The organism is Corallococcus sicarius, from assembly GCF_003611735.1.
In the GTDB taxonomy this organism is placed as follows: Bacteria; Myxococcota; Myxococcia; order Myxococcales; family Myxococcaceae; genus Corallococcus; species Corallococcus sicarius.
On the sequence record NZ_RAWG01000256.1, the window covers coordinates 1 to 14,032 of the forward strand.

A 14,032-nucleotide genomic window follows, 5' to 3' on the forward strand; every position below is an offset into this window, starting at 1 on the left:
CAAGCCCACCCCGCCCGGCGCCGCCGCGAAGTGACGCCCGGCCGCGCACGCCCACGCGCGCCGGCTCCGGCTAGATTGCCCCTCCCATGCCGACCCTCCGTCCCGGCCACGCCCCCTCCTTCTGGACCCTGCAGCTGTGGGGGTGGGGCCTGTACGCCGCGCTCCTCATCGTCACCTTCCTGCCCATGATCAACGCCGAGGGCAGCTACCTGCGTCTGGCCGAGGTGAAGGCCATGCGCGCGCTCTTCGGCCTGGGCCTCACGTCCGCGCTGCGCCTGCTCTACCGGCGCCTCTTCCCCGGCACGTTCACCCGTCAGGCCGCGTGGGCCCTCGTCGCGAGCGCCGTGCTGGGCGCGGGGTGGATGGCGCTCGGCGAGGTCTGGTCCTCGCTGCGCTTCCCCGACACGTACAGCTGGCCGAGTTCGCACCCGCGCCTGCCGCGCCTCGCGTTCGACTACGCCGTGACGCTGCTCGGCTGGAGCGCGCTGTACTTCGGCATCAAGCACGGCCGCGCCTGGCAACAGGAGCGCGAGCACGCCCTGCGCGCGGACGCGCTCGCCCACGAGGCGCGGCTCGCGTCGCTGCGCCACCAGCTGCACCCGCACTTCCTCTTCAACGCGCTCACGTCCGTGCGGGCGCTCGTCGGTGAGGATCCGGCCCGAGCGCGCCGCGTCGTCACCGAGGTGGCCGAGTTCCTGCGCTTCTCCCTCACCCAGGGCGACTGCGCCAGCGTGCCCCTGGCCGAGGAGCTCGCCATGGTGCGCAGCTACCTCGCCATCGAGGCGGTGCGCTTCGAGGAGAAGCTGGACGTGGAGCTCGCCGTGTCCCCGGAGGCCGAAGCCATGGCCGTGCCCGCGTTCCTGCTCCAGCCGCTGGTCGACAACGCGGTGAAGCACGGCATGGCGTCCGGCACGCTCCCGGTGCGGGTGCGGGTGTCGGGCGCCGTGGAGGCGAGCGTCCTGCGCATGGAGGTGGCGAACACCGGCACCTGGGCCCCACCGGTCCGCGAGCACGGGCCGCAGGGCACGGGGACGGGCCTGCGCAACGTGCGCGAGCGGCTCGCGCAGCTGTTCCCCGGACGCGCGCGGGTGGTGCACGGCGAGGCTGACGGGTGGGTGCGCGTCGTCGTGGAGTTGCCCGCCGTGAAGGCAGACACGCGTGTCGAGGAAGGAGGGAGCCATGGGCGCCTTGCGCCGCGCGCTGCTGGTGGATGACGAGCGGCTCGCGCGTGCGGAGCTGCGGGAGCTGCTGGGCATCCACCCGGCGGTCCAGGTCGTGGGCGAGGCGGATGGCGTGGACGCCGCGCTCGCGCAGTTGGAGGCCCTGAAGCCCGACCTCGTGTTCCTCGACGTGCAGATGCCGGGAGCGGGCGGCTTCGAGCTGCTCGCCCGCGTGCCCGAGCGGGCATTCGACGTGGTGTTCGTCACCGCGTACGACAGCTTCGCCCTGCGCGCGTTCGAGGTGAACGCGCTGGACTACCTGCTCAAGCCCGTGCACCCGGAGCGGCTCGCGCGCACCCTTTCGAAGCTGGAGCACGGACGGGAGCAGACCGCGGAGGCGCGGGCGCAAGGCGCGGCGCGGGCGAAGCTCCTGGAGGACGACCTGCTCTTCCTCGAGGACGGCGCGAAGTCACGCTTCGTCCGCGTGGCCCAGGTGGTCGCGGTGTGCGGCGCCGGGGACTACTCCGAGGTGGTGTCCGCCGATGGGCAGCGGACGCTGTCGCCCCGGCCGTTGAAGGAGTGGGAGGCGCGGCTGCCGGAGAAGAGCTTCGCGCGCATCCACCGCTCGGCGCTCGTGAACGTGGCGTTCGTGGAGCGGGTGGAGCGCGGGCCCGGCGGCGGTGGGGAGGTGTTCGTCCGGGGTTTGCGCGAAGCGCTGCCGCTGAGCCGTGGGCACGCGGCGTCGCTTCGCTCCCGGTTCGGGTAGCCCCATCCGTCTGACCGTGAGCCGCGGGCCGCGGAGGAGGAGGTCCCCCGCGGCCCGCGGTGCTTCAGGGGTGCTTCACGTGAGGCTTCGCATCACTGGGGCCTGCTGAGTCGCAGGCGGAGCATCGTCGCCTCCACCCAGGCGCTCGCTTCGGGTCCGCCGGACGTGGCCTGGGCGTCCACGAGCGCGTCGAGGGTGACCTTCAAGCGGTCCGCCCGCGATGTCAGCGTCGGGTGCAGATCCGCCATGATGTTGTGGTCCGGCGGGGTGGCGGCGCGGCTGAACAGGTCGTACATGTCCCAGACGTCGTTGATCACCGGGTCTGCCTCCACGTCCAGCGCGGTGTCGTCGCCCGACATCAAACCCTCCTCGCCATACAACAGGCCGCGCAGGTTCTCGTCGTGCTCCAGCGACAGGGGCAGGGCCAGCGCGACATAGGCCTGCCACACCAGCCGCGTGCCGGTCAGCCGCTTCGCCTGGAGCTGGAGGACGTCACCGCCTTGCTGCATCCGCGCCGCGACGAAGGTGTAGAACTTTTGCTGCTGCTTCTTCAGCACCGGCACCAACCGGTTGCGCACGTAGGTGCGCGTCGCGTCACCCGTGGCGTAGTTGGTGGACACGAGGTTGTCCCGCACGAACAGCCACTGCTTCGCCATCCACTCCTGCGGATCCTCGGTGCTGTTCGGGTTGTAATTGGGACGGTCCACGTCCCGCACGAGGACGTTGAACTCGTGGCCACCGGTGAAGACATGGGTGAACACCTTGTCTGACTTCACCGTCTCCGATTCGTCCAGGTACGTGTAGCGGACGTAGACGTACGTCTGCAGCCGGTACTTGCGCTCGTAGTAGCCGCCGAAGCCCGTGGCGACCTCCGAGTAGAGCTGCCAGCGGCCCTCCCCACACAGGTCCATGGTGCCCCCGTCCACGTTCAGGGAGTCCGAGATGAGCAGCGGGCGCAGCACGTCGTGGTTCCAGTGGCTCGGGTCCACCTCCAGGTAATCCGCCGCCCCGTTGCCGTCGTAGTCAGCCCACTGGCCGCCGGCGCACGGCACGATGGCCTTCGGCTCGCCCTTCAGGAAGTGCTTCGTCGGCTCCTGCTCCGGCGGCCCCCACAGGTCGATGCCGTACAGTCTCATGTTGGGGTCGTTGCGAAAGCTCACCTCCGCCTCGTCGATGAGCGTCTTCAGTCCGTCCCACTCCGCCTGGTAGCGCGTGTGCAACGCGGCGAACAGCGGCTTGCCGATCCCCTTCAGCGCCGTCTCCAGCGCCGTGCCAGCGTCGAGGAGTTCGCCGTGCCGCGTGCTGAGCATGGCGGCGCCGTGCGCGGGCTGCTCCTCGAAGAGCCGCGCGTACGCCTGCGCCCCGGCCGTCCAGTCCTTCGGGCTGGAGATGCGCTGGGAGGCGAGCATGGACTGTTGGGGCAGCTGGACGGGGAACTCCCGCAGGTAGTTGATGTTGTGGGAGAGCGGCCGCGAGGACAGCTCATCCACGGGGCTGATGGCGGCGTTGGAGCCGCGCCCGTCGATGCCCGCGAGGATGACGGAGGTCTTCGCGTCCACCGCGCCCCACTGGGAGAAGTCCGCTTCCGCCAGGGCGAACTGGGTGGTGTAGTCCATGGGCACGGGGTGGCGGCTGTCCCAGCCCAGGTACAGCCAGGCGGAGCCCGTGAAGTAGTCGTCCTTCATGTCGTTGAAGTACGCGTACATGTTCTGGTCCACGCGGTTCAGGTCCGCCTGGAGCGCGTACAGCGAGCGCTGGGCCTCCTCCACGTTCTGGTTCACCCGCCCCAGGTTCCAGTCCACCAGGGCGAAGCGCGCCTCCATGTCCCTGTGGATGTCACGGAGCCTGCGGTCCACCCGGTCGAAGCGGCTGAGCATCTGCTCCTGCATCTGTGCGACCCGTTGGTGGAGCTCACGCACCTCCTTGAGGATGACCTCCTCGATGGGCGGCTCCGCCGGCTTGCGCAAGAGGGAGAAGAGCTGGACGACGGCGCCGACGATCTGTCCGCTGAACACCGCGGCGCTGACGATCTGGAAGCTCTTCTGGCCCAGGTCGAGCACGCCGACGACCTTCTCCGCGATCTTGACGGAACTCTCCGCGTACTTCGCCACCGCCTCCAGGGTGGTGTCGAGCGCCTTGCTGAACTTCAGCACGTCGGCGGCGAACTGCGACGAGCCGTCCATTCCGAAGAGCGCCGCGACCAGCCCCAGTCCCGTGGTGACGCCCTCGCGCACACCTTCGAACTGGCCCTTCAGCTGCGTGCCGCGCACCTTCGCGGCGGCGATGGCGATCTTGAGCTCGGCCTCCGCCGTGGCGACGTCCACGGCCGCCAGCGTCCCGGCACCGCTCGCCCCGGCGGGCGGGGCCAGCACGGGCTCCTTGAGCGCGAGGGCGTCCCGGTACGCCTGCTCCTTGACGTTCAAGTCGTCGAGCATGTCCGAGTACTCCCCCACGGCGGCAAGCCCGTCGGTGCTCGCGGTCGTCACGAAGGCGCGCGCGGCCGTCGGCGTGGTGATGAGCCTGCCGTTCACGAGGTTGGCATTGACGAAGGCCTTCAGCGGCCCCAGCGGCTTCACGTTCAGCATCGCCACGGCGCCCTGGGTGGTATGGACGCCCAGCGCGGCGCCAATGCCTCCATTGTCCACCGCGCCCGCCAGCGCGACGTTCCCCTGCGCCAGGGCGTAGAGGTTGCCCCAGGTCTCCTGGGTGAACTCCGCGGCCTCCGCGTAGCGCACCACCTGGGAGAAGGGGGTGTCGAGCCCGCGCGGCACGTCCAGGCCGTCCTGCATGCGGGCCAGCAGGGCGCGCGCGTGCGAGCGCAGCGCCCTGTGGGGGACGGAGGTGCTGGACAGGTTCGGCTCCGCCTTCGAGAGCATGCGCAGCATCACGCGCACCGTCGGTCCGGCGCCGTCCTTCGTCGGGTCGAAGCCATCGCTGTCGAGCGCGACGGAGATGGCGTTGATGCCGGTGGTCAGCTCCGCCTGCGTGAGGGTCGGGTTGTCGCGGGCCAGGATGTACGCCGCGCCCGCCATCAGGTTCAGCTTGGGGGCCTCCTTGGACATGGCCACGGCCGAGTACACGCGCCGGTTCAGCTCCGCCGCGGACAGCGAGAAGGTGGGGGTGCACTGCGAACAGGTGATGGGCGCGTCATAGACGGGCGCGCCCCGGCTCCCGGACGCCGTCCACTGCGCCGCCGCCTGCGCTTCCACCTGCGCCTGCGTGGAATTGCCCGGCGCCTGGGCGGCCTCGAACCCCGCGCCGCAGTCCGCGTCGGGCGCGAGGCCGTGGCTCGCATCCCGGCACGCGTTGTAGAGGCGCGGCCCGCTGCCGGTGCCGCAGGGGCCCACCATCGTTCCGCACTGCGTGGCGTCCGTCACCCAGGCGCCATTCACCTGGCACGTCTTCGGGTTCTGGCAGGCCACCGTGCAGGCCGAGTCCACGGTGCCGCACTGGGGGCCCGTGCCCACCTGGAGCTCGGGGTAGTTCTCAAAGGTGATGTAGCAGTAGTCGCCGCCGCCGGTCGTGTCGGGTTCAGGCGGTCCGCCAATGAGCCAGGACCAGGTGACACCCGGGCGGTCCGCCTCCGCCACGGTCGTGTTCACGTAGTTCTGGGCCCGCATCTCGCAGTAGCCTTCCGGCCGTGTGCCCATGAACCACACCAGGTCCCGGGTGACGTACTGCTTGCCGAAGTCCTCGTGCCCGCACGTGCCGTAGGTGGTGCACGTCTTCGGGGTGGTGTCGTCGCCGCACACCGCGGAGGGCTGCCGCGCGAAGCACTCCAGGCTGTAGTTGAACTGGCCGGAGCAGGTGAACTCGCCCGAGGTGATGTCACCGGGCGCGCACGTCAGGGCCGCGGTGTCGGACTGGACGTGGGAGGTGGACCCGGGTGCTTCCGTGACGGGGGGCGCGGCATCGCCACAGCCCCAGAGCCCCAGCGCGGCGACCATGCCCGCGAGCCAGCTTCCGCGCCGGCCCCCTGAGGGTACGGAGCGCCCCGGTGGGCGCACCTCTCCCGTCAACGGCGTTTCCTGAACGACTTGCATGTGGGGACTCCCCCGGGGGATGGGGCCGCCAGCACCTTGGCCTGCGGGCGGCCGTTCCAAAGCGATACGAACCGGCTCCGGGTTCCTGGTCGCGGGGAAGTTCAGCGCGGCGCGGTCAGTCCTGCGCGAGCTTCGGGACGACCTTCGCCCAGCGCTCACGCATCGCCTCCCGGGCCTCCGCGTCCGGCAGGTTCTCCATGTGCACGGTGAGGGAGACGCCCCGCGCCTTCGGCACCAGCGTGAACTGCAACGTCGCGGGCTTCTTCCAGCCGTCGGGATGCCACGTCAGGCGAAGACGGTCCCCGGGCTTCACCACCCGGACCTCTCCGCGCACGCCGGGCGCTCCGCGACGCTTGGGGACCTCATAGGGCGTCTTGGGCTTGAGCTTCAGCGTCGCGCCCGTGCCCAGCCAGCGCTCCGGCTGCGTCGTGATCCGCTCCCACAGTTCGGAGGCGCTCATGGGCAGCGTGCGCACCACGCCCACCTGGAAACCCGTGCCAGCGGTCTCTCCCACCACCCGCTTGCCCTGGGCCTGCTCATACGCCACGGAGATGGACTGCTGCCACCAGCGGGACTCGACCTCCCGCGCCAGGTGCGCCACGAGCTGCTTGTGATTGAGCTCCGCCGCGCCCGCTGCGTCCAGCGCACGCATCCAGGCCTTCCAGTCACGTCCGGTGGCCTCCTTCACGGCGGCGTCGGTCACGCGCTCGGTGACGAGCGTCTTCTTCGCGGCCACGGGCTTCTTCGCGGCCACGGGCTTCTTCGCGACCGCGGGCTTCTTCGCGCGGGTGGCGATCTCCGCGAGCCGCACCTGCACCAGCTTCTTCACCAGCTTCGCGGGGAGCGGTTCGTCGGGCAGGAAGGTGATGCCGCTCTTCGACGTGGTGTAGCCGTCCAGTTCCGCCTTCAGCTGCGGCACCACCCCGCCGCTGAAGGGGTAGTAGCCGCAGTGGCTCTTGAAGAACGCGAAGCCCGCGACGGTGTTCCCGTCGACCTTGAAGGCGGGCATCTGGTAGCTGATGGTTTCGGTGGCGCCGGGGAGCAGCGTCCGGAGCTGCATCCGCAGCGCCCCGAGCGTCTTCTTCGCCGCCGGGTCCGCCACCTTCGCCAGATATGCGTCGATGGGATTCAATTCCCGAGTCTTCGTCGCCATTGTCTTTACCCCCCCGAGGCGTTCGGTCCCGACTTAGCAGAAACACCCCTCGCGACACATAGGCCTGGGAGAATTCCCGTCGCGGGTTCATGGTGTCCGTGTCCCTCTCGAAAGAGCGTGAGCGTCCATGAACCGTCTAGTGCTGGGGTTGCTGTCCTGTCTCGCCTGCAATGGAGGCACGCCCGATGAGCAGGGCGAGGTGGATGCTGGGCTCGTCACGGACGGAGGAAGCATCGCCGCCGACACCCAGGCCCCCTCGGCTCCCGAGGCACCGGTCGCCAGCGCCGTGTCGGCCTCACAGCTCTCCCTCACCTGGACGTCCAGCACCGACAACGTGGGGGTGACGGGCTATCGCGTGGAGCGGTGCCAGGGCGCGGGCTGCCTGGACTTCGCCCTGGTGGGCACCGTGACCGCGCCCCCGTTCGCGGACACCGGCCTTCCCGCCAGCACCGCCTTCGGCTACCGGGTGCTGGCCTCCGACGCGGCGGGCAACACCAGCGCGGCCTCCGCCACCGCTCGCGGCACCACGCTCGCCAGCGGAGGGGGCGGCGGCGCCAACGCCACGGTGGCGGGCGCCACGAGCCTCCCCTTCCCCACCCTGCACCATCTGACGGTGGAGTGGGCATTCAGCGGGGATGCCAATGCCAATGGCGTGGTGACGGTCCGCTACCGCGCCTCGGGCACCGTCCCCTGGCGCGAAGCGATGCCCCTGCGCCGCATTGCGGCGGGCAGCAACGAGGGCTTCAGCTGGACGGGCCGCCACTCCGGCAGCGTGTTCGACCTCCAGCCCGGGACGCCCTACGAGCTGGAGCTCACCCTCACGGACCCCGACGGTGGGACGACCACGCGCACCGCGACCGCGACCACGCGGCCGGTGCCGGCCCCCATGGCCAACGCCCCCATCAAGGCGGTGACCCCCGCCACGTTCGCCAGCGTCGCCGCGGGTGCGCAGCCCGGGGACATCCTCCTGCTGGGCGCGGGCACCTACCCTGGCTTTGATTGGTCCCGGAGCGGCACCGAAGGAAAGCCTGTCGTCCTCCGGGGCGGTTCGGGGGTGGTGATCAACGGCGCCATCAACCTCTTCACCCAGGCCTATGTCCACCTGGAGGGGCTCACCGTCAACGGCCGCATCCGCTTCAACGGCTCCAGGCACGTCGTCATCCAGCGCTGTACGGTCAATGCCAGCAGCACCTACGCCGGTGATGGCATCGTGACCTATGCCCGCGCGGAGAACGCATACATCGCGGACAACGTGGTGACGGGCCTGACGCAGTGGGCGGAGGGCTCGCTCGGCGTCAGCGGGAACAACCTGGGCGAGGGCATCGCCGTCACCGGCCCGGGCCACGTCATCCTGCACAACCGCGTGACGGGGTTCCGGGATGGCATCTCCCTGCTGGAGGACGACGAGGCCGTCGACCAGTACAGCATCGACATCCTGAACAATGACCTGAGCGGCAACGCGGACGACGGCATCGAGGCGGACTTCTGCTTCCACAACTGCCGCATCGTCCGCAACCGGCTGACCCACAACTTCATCGCGTTGTCCTCCCAGCCAGGCCTGGGCGGTCCCACGTACTTCGTCCGCAATGCCATCTACAACGCGGTCCACCTGGCCTTCAAACCCTACCGGGGCAGCACCGGGGACGTGCTCTTCCACAACACGGTGGTGAAGAACGGAGACGCGTTCGGCATCTACGCGGGGCGTCCGGTGACGGGGCTCTACACCCGCAACAACCTCTTCCTGGGAGGCGCGGGCGGCACCTTCAATACCTACAGCAGCGGCACGGGGCGGGTGTTCCACGTCCCCGACCTGGTGGTCGCCGGCTCCAGCCTGGACCATGACGGCCTGGGCTCCACCACGGGCACCTTCACGGGCCGCCTGGGCGCCACGACCTTCAGCAGCCTCCAGGCCCTGCGCACCAGCACCACCGAGCAGCACGCGGTGCAGGTGGACCTCACGGTGTTCTCCACCGCGGTGGCCTACCCCGCCGCGCCGATGACGCTCTCCCCGACGCCGGACCTGCGCATCCGCGCGGACTCCGCCGCGGCGAACGCCGGCCAGCCCCTTCCCAACATCAACGAAGGCTTCGCCGGGCTGGCACCGGACCTGGGGGCCTTCGAAGCGGGCGCGGCGTTGCCCGTCTACGGGCCCCGCTGATGACCGCCAGCGCCCGGCCCCGCGAGGCTCCATGAAGCTCGAGCGGCACGTCGGAGGGCTGTCGCTGGCGCGCAAGGTGAACTACCTGCGCGCGCGCGGCTGGCGCGAGGACACCGGAGGCTGGTCGAACGAGCGGTTCCGCCCGGTGTCCATCCAGCGCGCCATCCACCACCAGCTCACCGACGACCTCAGCCGGGCACTGTGTGGCCTGGGCTGGCAGGTGGTGGGCTACTCCCCGCGAGGCTATGTCCAGCTGCGTGACGGCGAACGGGGGGCGCCCTGCTCGCTCCCCAAGGCGCTGCGCATCCAGGCGCGGCGGGAGCGACGGCCCGTCGCCGAGCTGACGTATGTATTGTTCCTCGCGGCGCTCCTGGAGGTCGAAGGCGGCGCCCCGGACAGCACCGAAGGTCGCCCCACCCGAGCAGAAGAAGAGGACCCGTGAGCGCCGCCACCCTCGAAGAAGGCCCGTTGCAGGGCCCCAGCTTCTTCCTCTCCCGGACGGCGCTGCGCGCGCTCGCGCTGGAGCACCGGGGCGCCTACGGCACCGCGCGGCCCCATCCCCACGTCGTCATCGATGGCTTCCTGGGGGAGCCGCTGGCGTCGGGGCTGGCCGGGGTCTTCCCCGGCGCGGACGATGCCCACTGGAAGCGACGCGACCACGTGGAGCAGGCGGCGCGCCTGGGACAGCTCCAGCGCAAGGCATTCGAGGGCGTGCACGGTGCGCTCCGTCACCTGCTGTCGGAGTTCTCCGGCATGTCGTTCATCGACTTCCTGGAGACGCTCACCGGGGTGCAGGGGCTCATCCCGGATCCGCACTTCCGGGGCGCGGGGCTGCACCTCACGCTGCGCGGGGGCCACCTGGCGCTCCACGCGGACTTCAACCGCGACCGCTTCCGCGCGCTCTCACGCCGGCTCACGGTCCTGTACTACCTGAACCCCGGCTGGGAGGCCGCCTGGGGCGGGGCGCTCGAGCTGTGGAACGCCGACCTCTCCCGATGCGAGGCCCGCATTGCTCCGGTCCTGGATCGGCTGGTCGTGATGGCGCACGGGGACACCCACTGGCACGGCCACCCCGCCGCGCTGGAGTGCCCCGAGGGACGGGGCCGGGCCGCGGTCGCGGCCTACTTCTACACCGCGGAGGCGTCGCCGGACGCCCCAGAGGCCCACAGTGCCCTCTGGGCGCCGGTGCGCCGTTGAGTTCCCCGCTAAGGTGAGTGGGCAGGTGCTTTCGACAAGAGGCCGCCCATGCCCACCAAGTTGCAGATCTTCCTCTGGAATCCGAAGTTGGTGAACGACTTTCCCAAGAATGGCTTCCACCAGCTCTCCCTCTTGAAACAAATCGAGGAGTTCCAGCGGGCCTGCGGCAAGGTCCTCGCCTACTACAAGGAAAAGTGCCGGAGCTCCACCAGCCGCTGCCTCTTCGTTGCGCCGGACTACCTCTTCTCGCGCTCGGGAGTGAATGGTGCCGACTACCGGGAGACGGACGCGGACGCGCTGGCGTTTGAGATGGGCCGGTACTGCGCGGGCCTGGACGACGACATCCTGGTCGTCGCCGGCACGGTGGTCTTCCAGCCCAACAACAGCGCCCCACAGATCACCCTCACGTCTGAGACCGGAGCGACGACGCTCCTCCGGGGGCCGGACCGGACCATCCGTGCGCTCATCCTCCAGAAGTCGGGGCTCTTCCAGTACGACAAGGAGCACCCCGCGGGGCAGTACTACCTCCAGCGCAAGTACACGGACCACCAGCTCAAGTTCAACACGCTGAAGCTCTACGTGGAAATCTGCCAGGACCACGAGATGAGCAGTGCCAACGACTTCCGGACAGCAGCCTTCCTCAATGACATCCACCTGGTCCTCGCCGCAGGTCAACTTCCGCGTGCGAACAGGGTCAAGACCCGGCAGGGAGGATGTTTCATCCAATGCGAACTGGAGCCGGGCAAGCAGGTCGACTCACTCGTGGGCCAGAAGACCCTGACCAATCAGGTGGGCACGCTGACGGCCCAGAGGCATCAGAGTGGCCAGATCATGTCGACCATCCAGGACGTCGCCCCCAACGTCGTGGTGGGCGCGCAATCCGCCACCTTCGACGTCATGCGCTGCAAGCACTACACCGTGGACCTCTGAGCCTGAAGCGGCCTTCCGTGGAAGGTCCTGCGTCGGCTGTCGGTCCGGAGATGAAGCCAGACACGTCAGTCCTCCCGTGCCTGGCAACCCCGGGGTGTCCGCTCAGCTCCGGCGGCGTCGGAGCAGGGCCCATCCCGCCAACGCAAGGGCAGACAAGGGCGCGCCTCCCGCGGCGGCGCAGCCCCCGCCGTCGTCTTCCGGAGGCGGCGCCACGACAGGCGTGCCCTTGCCCACCGTCACGGTCAGCTTCGTCGCCACCGCCTTGTCGCCATCACTGCCCAGGTCCGCGTTGGAGGAGTTGCCCGCGCCGAAGAGCGTGAGGGTGACATCCTTCGCGGGAGCGACGAGCGAGAAGTTGAAGCGCAGCGCGTTGCCCGTGAAGGGCTGCGGCGCGGAGTGCGTCAGCTCCGCCCCCAGCTTCTTCGTCCCGGAGCCGGCCAGGAGGCTGGCATCCGCGCTGTCCACCGCGATGTCCACCCCGCCCGTCTTCGCCGGCCCCCCCTGGATGATGAAGGTGTACTGGCCGGTGGCGCCGGGCTCCAGCGACGTGGGGCCCTCCAGCACGACGGTGGGAGTCGTCGCCCCACCCTTGTGGCACGTGCTGCACATCACCCCGTCCTTGCCGGACTGACCGGCGATGCCGGTGCTGGTGGCGAAGGCCGCAGTGGACCCCAACAACGAAACAGCGAACACGCCCGCGGGACGGAACAGATGACGCATGGATTCTCCAGGGAGGGGTGAAACCGTGTGGCTTCGGGACATGGCGGCGCTAGCGCAGCTGGACGAAGGAGAAGGACAGCCCCTGCGTCGTCACGGTGGGCTTGCCGCTCTGTCCCAGCACGTGCAGCGTCGTCGACGCGGCGCCCGCTCCGAACTCGGTGTAGAGCGTCTGGTTCTCCGACTCGAAGAGGAAGACGCTGCCGGAGGTGGACGGGAAGTCCGTCTTCCGCGTCGCCGTCAGCGTGTCCAGCTTCAGCTCCCACCACTGCCAGCCCGTGCCGCTCGCCATCGTGCGGGGATGGGTGCCTTCCAGCACCGGGGCGATGCTCTCATCCAGCACGCGCACGTAGGCCGTCCCCTGCGCCCCCGGGATGAGCGCGCCCGCGGTGCCGCCGCCCACGAGGTCCGCGAGCGACCGGTAGAAGGTCGGATCAAAAGCGCGGGTCTGCGGATCGAACTTGAGCAGGCACGGCTCCGGCGCCGTCTCCTGCACCCGGCGCACCGCCGCGCCGTAGGCCTCCGTCGCGATGTACACCTTGCCATCCAGGCCGAGCGCCGCGTCGTGCGTGTAGCCACACCGGTCATCCGTCGCGATGCTCACCGCGTCCGTCGCCGTGTCGATGGAGACCACGCCCGCCTTCTTCGTGATGCCCACGCCGGACACCGGGCGCCAGCCCACCGGCATGATGATCTGCGAACCGACGTGCACGACCGCGCCCGAGAAGGCGAGGATGGTGTCCGGGATCACCAGCCCGGGCAGCGGGACGGTGCCCGTCACGGTCATCTCCGTGGGGTTCCAGATGACGATCTGCGCGGTGGCCCCGTCGAAGAAGTAGGCCTTCGTCTCCGACACGAACTGGAAGTTGGCCTGGTACTCGCCCAGCGACGTCACGCCCTGGTTCGCGAAGCTCACGGTGCCCGCCGGCTCCAGGCTGCCCGCGCTGTTGAGCCGGTAGCGCGTCACCGTCGCGCTCTCGTCGCTCACCACGTAGATCGAGCCGGACCTGGGGATGCCCACGCCCAGCGCGCGGCCTGACACCTTGATGGCCCCGTCCAGGGAGAGCGACGCGGTCTGCTCCGCCTGCGGCGTCACGACGACGTAGCTCTCCACCGGGTCCGCGACGAGCAGCTGCGTGGTGATGGCATACAGCGGCCCATTCTCGTCGGCGTCCTTCTCCTCGGAGTCACCACACCCCGTGAACAGGGCCAGGGTGAGCAGCGTGATGCCAGGTCGCAGGCATGGGAGGGCAACAGGAGACTTCATCGCGGAGGGCCTTTCGGAGTTGCGAACGATACTCATTATCGTTTGCAGGACCTCTAGAGACATCAACCCATGAAGTCAAGAGTTCGCCGCATCCCCTGAATGCGCGCCGCTCAGCCTCCGTGCGCCGCGCGCGGGGTGCCTCGCGCTTGCGCCACGGACGCCAGCAGCTCCGGTCCGGGCCATGCGTTGCGGGGCCGCCCTTCCGCCAGGAAGTCCACCGCGGGCACCAGCACCTCCGGCGCATACAGGATGCGGAAGTGCCCCAGCCCTTGCGTGCGCGTGAGCCGCGCTCCGGGCCAGGCGCGCGCCACCGCTTCGCCTGCCTGCAATGGCACCTCGCGGTCCGCCACGTCGTGGAAGATGCGCAGCGGGACGTCCAGCCGTGACGCGAAGCCGGGCAGCGCCAGGTCCGCCAGCCGCATGTCGAAGCGGGCTTCAATCCGTGCCGCCATCCGCCGCCACACGTCCTCCGCCAGCCCCACCGTGTTCGCGAAGTCCTGGATGCCCGCCAGCGGATCCGCGGGCGGCGAGATGAAGACCGCGCGCTCCACCTTCATCCCGTCCCGCAGCGCCACCGCCGTGGCCGCGGCGCCGAACGAGTGCGCCACCACCGCGTAGGGCCCGCCCGTCGCCTTCCCCAC

General features: G+C 69.9%; 11 protein-coding genes. 6 read left to right on the top strand and 5 right to left on the bottom strand.

Annotation, left to right across the window (positions count from 1 at the left end):
- Positions 1–86 precede the first annotated feature (86 nt).
- Entirely contained in the window at positions 87–1,214 is a 1,128-nt protein-coding gene (locus tag D7X12_RS30475) for a sensor histidine kinase (RefSeq protein WP_120628759.1), read from the top strand.
- Positions 1,180–1,926, top strand: coding sequence for a LytR/AlgR family response regulator transcription factor (locus D7X12_RS30480; protein WP_120628760.1), 747 nt, complete (start codon positions 1,180–1,182; stop codon positions 1,924–1,926). The genes D7X12_RS30475 and D7X12_RS30480 overlap by 35 nt, the downstream gene beginning before the upstream one ends.
- A 92-nt stretch (positions 1,927–2,018) precedes the next feature.
- On the opposite strand, the gene D7X12_RS30485 is transcribed toward D7X12_RS30480, so the two are convergent.
- A complete protein-coding gene (locus D7X12_RS30485; protein WP_244224871.1) occupies positions 2,019–5,969 on the bottom strand; it encodes a hypothetical protein in 3,951 nt (1,316 codons plus the stop codon).
- Positions 5,970–6,084: 115 nt separating this feature from the next.
- Positions 6,085–7,122: an SRPBCC domain-containing protein gene (locus D7X12_RS30490; protein WP_120628762.1), complete on the bottom strand. Its 1,038-nt coding sequence runs from the start codon at positions 7,120–7,122 to the stop codon at positions 6,085–6,087.
- A gap of 127 nt (positions 7,123–7,249) precedes the next feature.
- Between D7X12_RS30490 and D7X12_RS30495 the strand changes: the two genes are divergently transcribed.
- From D7X12_RS30495 to D7X12_RS30510, 4 genes are read left to right on the top strand one after another with little or no spacing between them, the layout of a single operon-like run.
- Entirely contained in the window at positions 7,250–9,280 is a 2,031-nt protein-coding gene (locus tag D7X12_RS30495) for a right-handed parallel beta-helix repeat-containing protein (protein WP_244224872.1), read from the top strand.
- 31 nt (positions 9,281–9,311) lie between these two features.
- Positions 9,312–9,722: a hypothetical protein gene (locus D7X12_RS30500; RefSeq protein ID WP_120628763.1), complete on the top strand. Its 411-nt coding sequence runs from the start codon at positions 9,312–9,314 to the stop codon at positions 9,720–9,722.
- A complete protein-coding gene (locus D7X12_RS30505; protein WP_120628764.1) occupies positions 9,719–10,477 on the top strand; it encodes a 2OG-Fe(II) oxygenase in 759 nt (252 codons plus the stop codon). Before D7X12_RS30500 ends, D7X12_RS30505 begins: the two co-directional genes overlap by 4 nt.
- A gap of 48 nt (positions 10,478–10,525) precedes the next feature.
- Entirely contained in the window at positions 10,526–11,407 is an 882-nt protein-coding gene (locus D7X12_RS30510) for a hypothetical protein (protein WP_120628765.1), read from the top strand.
- Between the two features lie 102 nt (positions 11,408–11,509).
- Here the strand turns inward: D7X12_RS30510 and D7X12_RS30515 are convergent, their stop codons facing one another.
- The 3 genes from D7X12_RS30515 to D7X12_RS30525 form a co-directional block, all read right to left on the bottom strand.
- Positions 11,510–12,127 (bottom strand): MXAN_6652 family MXYO-CTERM-anchored protein, encoded by a 618-nt coding sequence (locus D7X12_RS30515; RefSeq protein ID WP_120628766.1) that lies wholly within the window; start codon positions 12,125–12,127, stop codon positions 11,510–11,512.
- Between the two features lie 49 nt (positions 12,128–12,176).
- On the bottom strand, positions 12,177–13,391 hold the full coding sequence (locus D7X12_RS30520; protein WP_120628767.1) for a DUF4374 domain-containing protein: 1,215 nt from the start codon (positions 13,389–13,391) through the stop codon (positions 12,177–12,179).
- Positions 13,392–13,501: 110 nt separating this feature from the next.
- Positions 13,502–14,032 (bottom strand): alpha/beta fold hydrolase (locus D7X12_RS30525; protein WP_208719381.1); only part of this gene is annotated, 531 nt, incomplete at its 5' end.

Excerpts from the sequence above, each read along its gene's own strand:
- D7X12_RS30495 (WP_244224872.1), top strand. The coding sequence starts at position 7,250 with ATGAACCGTCTAGTGCTGGGGTTGCTGTCCTGTCTCGCCTGCAATGGA.
- D7X12_RS30510 (WP_120628765.1), top strand. The coding sequence starts at position 10,526 with ATGCCCACCAAGTTGCAGATCTTCCTCTGGAATCCGAAGTTGGTGAAC.
- D7X12_RS30520 (WP_120628767.1), bottom strand. The coding sequence starts at position 13,391 with ATGAAGTCTCCTGTTGCCCTCCCATGCCTGCGACCTGGCATCACGCTG.
- D7X12_RS30515 (WP_120628766.1), bottom strand. The coding sequence starts at position 12,127 with ATGCGTCATCTGTTCCGTCCCGCGGGCGTGTTCGCTGTTTCGTTGTTG.
- D7X12_RS30475 (WP_120628759.1), top strand. The coding sequence starts at position 87 with ATGCCGACCCTCCGTCCCGGCCACGCCCCCTCCTTCTGGACCCTGCAG.
- D7X12_RS30490 (WP_120628762.1), bottom strand. The coding sequence starts at position 7,122 with ATGGCGACGAAGACTCGGGAATTGAATCCCATCGACGCATATCTGGCG.
- D7X12_RS30480 (WP_120628760.1), top strand. The coding sequence starts at position 1,180 with ATGGGCGCCTTGCGCCGCGCGCTGCTGGTGGATGACGAGCGGCTCGCG.
- D7X12_RS30500 (WP_120628763.1), top strand. The coding sequence starts at position 9,312 with ATGAAGCTCGAGCGGCACGTCGGAGGGCTGTCGCTGGCGCGCAAGGTG.
- D7X12_RS30485 (WP_244224871.1), bottom strand. The coding sequence starts at position 5,969 with ATGCAAGTCGTTCAGGAAACGCCGTTGACGGGAGAGGTGCGCCCACCG.